Here is a 3,719-nt window from a genome sequence, read left to right as displayed (position 1 = left end):
TCCGGCGAATCCCCGGGTGGGCCAACCCCCGGACAGGCCGGACCTCGACCGAGCCGGACCTCAGCCGAGCCGGACCTCAGCCGGGCACTACCAGGTCGTGGGATGCGTCGGCCGCGACCGGCGCCTACGGTGGAGCGACACCCTACCGCCGCCCCGGACCACCCCTGTCCGGGCGGAAGAGGTCAGCGACACCCGGGTGCCCGCGGAACCGGTCGGCGCCGCGCACGTACGACCGTCGGCTCCCCCCACCGAACACGCTGCCGGCCGGGCCCTCGTGCCGGGGCCGGGCACTCCAGGGCGCCCACCGATTCGTCACCGCCGCCGAAGCGAGCCACGCTGCCGCGGCGCGTCCCTGGTGCCGGCCGGGCCGGCCGAGTCCGAGGCAGGTGAGAGATGACGACCGTCGCGCGACGCAGCGCGGTGATCTTCGACCTCGACGGTGTCCTGGTCGACAGCCACGAGGTGACGGGCAGGGCCTTCGCCGCCGCGTACGCCGAGGTGGTCGGGGACGGCCCCGCCCCGGTCGCGGAGTACCAGCGGTACCAGGGCGTGTACCTGCCGGAGGTCCTGCGCGTCCTGGGGCTCCCGGCGGAGATGGCGGAGCCGTTCGTCCGTGAGAGCCACCGGCTGGCCGGTGAGGTCCCGGTGGTCGACGGGATCGTGGACCTGCTGGAGACCCTGCGCGCCCGCGGGCCGGGGCTCGCCGTGGCCACGGGGAAGTCCGGGGCCCGGGCCCGCTCGTTGCTGGAGATCCTGGGCATCGCCGAGTTCTTCGACCATGTGATCGGCTCCGACGAGGTCGCGCGCCCCAAGCCGGCACCGGACATCGTGCTCCGGGCCCTGCGGCTGCTCGACGTCCCGGCCGAGCAGGCGATCATGGTGGGGGACGCCCCCGCGGACGTCCGCAGCGCCCGGGGTGCGGGCGTGACCGCCGCCGCGGCGACATGGGCGACGGTCGACGAGGACGAGCTGCTGGCCTCCGGGCCCGACCTGGTCCTGAAGTCCCCCGCGGATCTGCTGGCCTGGTGGCCCCCGGCTCCGGTCGGCGGCCTGGGATGAGCCCGCCGTCCGCGTCCGCCGGCTCCCGGCCGACGCCGTCCGCGTCCGCCGGCTCCCGGCCGACGCCGTCCGCGTCCGCCGGCTCCCGGCCGCCGGCCGCCTGGCTCGGCGTGGAGATCGGCGGCACCAAGGTGGCCCTGCGGGCGGAGGCCCCGGGCGGGAGGTTCCGTGAGCGCGTCGTGCGCTGGCACGGCCGCGGGGTCGCCTCCGACATGGCCCAGCTCGCCACCGAGGTCGGCCTGTTGCGCCTGGCGGTCCCGGGCGGGTTCGCCGCCGTGGGCATCGCGCTGCCCGCCACCGTCGGCCCGGACGACCGCGTGGCGGTCTGGCCGAGCCGCCCGGAGTGGATCGGCCTGCACGTCCGCCGCGCCATGGCGGAGCTGTTCCCCGGCACGCCGGTTGGCTGGGCCGGCGAAGGCGACCTGGCCGCGCTGGCGGAGGCGGAGGCGACCGGCTGCGCCGACGTGCTGTACGTCGAGGTCGGCACCGGCGTCGGAGGCGGCCTCACGTCCGGCGCCGGCCCGCTCCCCGGCCTCGGACGCGGCTCCTTCGCACTCGGTCATGTGGTGACCGACCCGGACGGTCCGCCCTGCCGGTGCGGCCGGCGGGGCTGTCTGCAGTCCATCGCCTCCGGCCCGGCCACCCTGGCCCGGGCGAGCCGGCTGCACGGCGCCGAGGTGACGTACCGGGGCTTGCGGGAGGGGTTCGCGCTCCAGGAGTCGTGGGCCGTACAGGCCGTGGACCGCACCTGTCACCGGATCGCGCTCGCGGTCACCGGCGTCCGGGAGCTGATGCACCCCGGTCTGGTGGTCGTGGGCGGCGGATTCGCCGCCGGGCTGCCCGGCTTCGTCGACGCGGTGGCGCGTCATCTGCACGCCCTGGCCCGGCCGGGCGTGCCCGCACCACCGGTACGGCCGTCGTGCCGGGGCGGGCTCACGTCGTTGCGCGGAGCCGTGGCGCTCGCCCGCGTCCTGGGGCGCGCCCCGGTGGGTACCGCCGCCCCGGCCGGCCATGATCCGCCGGGCTGAGCGGGGCGCGCGGGCGCGCGGCGTCGGTCTGTCAGGTCCGGCTGCCGCTCAGTACGGGCGCGGCGTCGGCGGCCGGGCCGGCGGAGCCGGTGTCGAGTTCGTTCCACATGACGGCCAGTTCGAGCCGGGACTTGACCCCGACCTTCTGGAACACCCTGCGCAGATGGAAGGCGACGGTGTGGCGGGACAGGAACATCTGCTCCGCCGTCTCGCTGTTGGTCAGCCCCTGCGAGACCAGTTTCGCCACGGCGTACTCCGTGTCCGTCAGCCCCTGGATGCCGCTGCGCGGCCGGCACCGTCCGCGGGAGCGCGGGCTGGCGTTGATGCCCCGCAGCCGGCTCATCACCCGCGACGCGTCGCGCAGCGAGCCCATGTGGGTGTAGGCGCGCATGGCCCGCTCGAAGTATCCGGCCGCCTCCGGGGATTCGTCCTGCCCAGCGGAGAGCCGGACTCCGATGTCCTCCAGCACCGAGGCGCGGGCCCAGGGATCGGTGTGGGACTCCGCGGCCCGCCGCAGCTTGTCGAGGTCGTCCTCCAGCAGCGCGGCCGCGTGCAGGACGGCGGCGCCGATGGAGTCGACGTCCGGGTTCTCGGCCGCGAGCCGCTCGGCGAAGCGGACTCCCGCGCCGGCCGGCCCGCGTTCGCCGACCCGGAGCAGCAGCCGGACCAGCCAGGGCACCGCCGCGGGTTCCGCCACCAGCAGGCGACGGGTGAACGTCTGCGACCCGAGCAGTTCCCGGGCGAGGGCCACGGCCTTGTCGCGGCCCTTCCCCGCCTCGCTGAGCTGCACGATGGCCCACGCGGACTGTCCGACCGGGAACATCTCCCGGGCGAAGACCGCGTCCTCCTCCAGTTTGGCGCTGTAGTGCAGTGCCGCGCAGAGGTCGCCCCGGCGCAGGGTCGTGGTGGCCAGCACCAGGTTCCCGACCGGGGTCCAGGCGGTCTGGCCGGTCTCGGCCGCGAGGCGCAGGCCCTGTTCGGCGAGTGCTGCCGCGTCCGCGTAGTCACCGGCGGCGAGCGCCACCTTGGCGCCCACGAGCGTGGTGCTGGCGACGAGCTGGAGGTCGTCCTGCACCTCGGGCGAGGCGTGGAGCCGGCGTTGCAGGTCCGCCGCCTCGTCCACGTGGCGGATGCCCACCAGGAACAGGGTCAGGAGCAGGCCCGCATAGACGGAACAGGGCCTTCCGCAGCGGCCGCAGTCCGCCTCGACCGCCTGCTCGGCGAGGGCTATGGCCTCCCTGAGGCGGCCGTGGTGCCAGCGCTCGTGTGCCCGGGTCAGGATCCCGGCGGTGACGCAGTCGAGCGCGACGCAGGGCGGCAGTGTCGGTTCTTCACAGGCATCCGGTTCGCGTACGTGCCCGACCATGGAACCCCCAATTCGACGTACTGTGCGGTGGAACCCCGGCGCCGGCTCTCGACGCCGTGTCACGACCGGCGGACCGCGGCGGTTCCTTGTGGGAAGCCCCCGCGGGGCCACCGGTGAAGTGCTGTGCGCAGCGCTCCGCGTGCGCACACGTGGGGTGGATGCATCGATGCGGCCGGCCGGCCCGCGCTGCTGTACCCGGCCCGTCGACGCGGGACGGCGGTTCGGCGACGTGTCCCGGTGCGGCCGCGTCCCGATCAGGACGCGGC

3 protein-coding genes are annotated in these 3,719 nt (G+C 75.7%); 2 read left to right on the top strand and 1 reads right to left on the bottom strand.

Features of this window, described 5'->3' with window-relative positions:
- The first annotated feature begins 393 nt into the window (after nucleotides 1-393).
- Complete coding sequence (locus tag CCN44_RS39620) at nucleotides 394-1,059, top strand: HAD-IA family hydrolase (RefSeq protein WP_086703951.1); 666 nt, start codon at nucleotides 394-396, stop codon at nucleotides 1,057-1,059.
- Nucleotides 1,056-2,087, top strand: a complete 1,032-nt coding sequence (locus CCN44_RS39615) for an ROK family protein (RefSeq protein WP_086703949.1) — start codon at nucleotides 1,056-1,058, stop codon at nucleotides 2,085-2,087. The genes CCN44_RS39620 and CCN44_RS39615 overlap by 4 nt, the downstream gene beginning before the upstream one ends.
- A 31-nt stretch (nucleotides 2,088-2,118) precedes the next feature.
- On the opposite strand, the gene CCN44_RS39610 is transcribed toward CCN44_RS39615, so the two are convergent.
- Complete coding sequence (locus CCN44_RS39610) at nucleotides 2,119-3,453, bottom strand: helix-turn-helix transcriptional regulator (RefSeq protein ID WP_059255708.1); 1,335 nt, start codon at nucleotides 3,451-3,453, stop codon at nucleotides 2,119-2,121.
- Nucleotides 3,454-3,719: the final 266 nt, after the last annotated feature.

The sequence above is a fragment of the Streptomyces tricolor genome, assembly GCF_002155905.1.
In the GTDB taxonomy this organism is placed as follows: Bacteria; Actinomycetota; Actinomycetes; order Streptomycetales; family Streptomycetaceae; genus Streptomyces; species Streptomyces tricolor.
Note: the sequence above shows the minus strand (reverse complement) of the source record. Positions and strands in the feature narration are given on the sequence as shown.

What these genes read in the sequence shown, in the direction of transcription:
- CCN44_RS39620 (WP_086703951.1), top strand. Translation starts at nt 394, where the DNA reads ATGACGACCGTCGCGCGACGCAGCGCGGTGATCTTCGACCTCGACGGT.
- CCN44_RS39610 (WP_059255708.1), bottom strand. Translation starts at nt 3,453, where the DNA reads ATGGTCGGGCACGTACGCGAACCGGATGCCTGTGAAGAACCGACACTG.
- CCN44_RS39615 (WP_086703949.1), top strand. Translation starts at nt 1,056, where the DNA reads ATGAGCCCGCCGTCCGCGTCCGCCGGCTCCCGGCCGACGCCGTCCGCG.